Source organism: Pseudoroseomonas cervicalis ATCC 49957, from assembly GCF_000164635.1.
Taxonomy (GTDB): domain Bacteria; phylum Pseudomonadota; class Alphaproteobacteria; order Acetobacterales; family Acetobacteraceae; genus Pseudoroseomonas; species Pseudoroseomonas cervicalis.
The window spans coordinates 1-600 of record NZ_GG771225.1 but is presented as its reverse complement, the minus strand read 5'-3'; the positions used below and the strand labels follow the sequence as shown (position 1 = coordinate 600).

Genomic DNA, 600 nt, shown 5'->3' with positions numbered 1-600 from the left:
GATCGCCTGCAGCAGGGCGGTGGCGCTGCCATCCTGGATCCAGGCGCTGGCCAGCGCGCTGCCGATCGGCGAGGCCATGCCGGCCAGCGCGCGCAGCGTGGCGGCCAGGCGCGGCGCCCAGCGCGGCTCGGGCAGCACCAGATAGGCCAGGCGCAGCGCTGGCCCCATGCATTTCGACAGGCTGGCGATGTGGAACACCTGCCCCGGCGCCAGCGCCGCCAGCGGCGCGGGCGCCTGCTCCGGCAGGGCGCCATAGGCGTCGTCCTCGATCACCGGCACGGCGTGCTGGCGGGCGATCTCCAGCAGCGCCTGGCGACGCTCCAGCGACAGGGTGGTGGCGGTCGGGTTGTGCAGGGTGGGGGTGCAGTAGAGCGCGCGCGGCGCCGCCTGCCGGCACTGCGCCGCGAAGGATTCGGGCAGCATCCCCCCGGCATCCATCGCCACCGGCGCCAGCCGCAGGCCGAGATGCGCCGCCAGGGCGCGGAAGCCGGGATAGGTCAGCGCCTCGGCGCAGACCGTGTCGCCCGGGCGGGTCAGCGCCGCCAGCACCGCCAGCATGGCGCCCTGCGCGCCGGGGCAGAGCAGCAGCCGCTCGGCCGG

The 600-nt window shown here is 76.7% G+C and carries 1 protein-coding gene; it reads right to left on the bottom strand.

Annotated features, from left to right (window positions below; genetic code table 11):
• The coding region (locus HMPREF0731_RS22695; protein WP_007006623.1) for an aminotransferase class I/II-fold pyridoxal phosphate-dependent enzyme at nt 1-600 on the bottom strand (600 nt) is incomplete at both ends.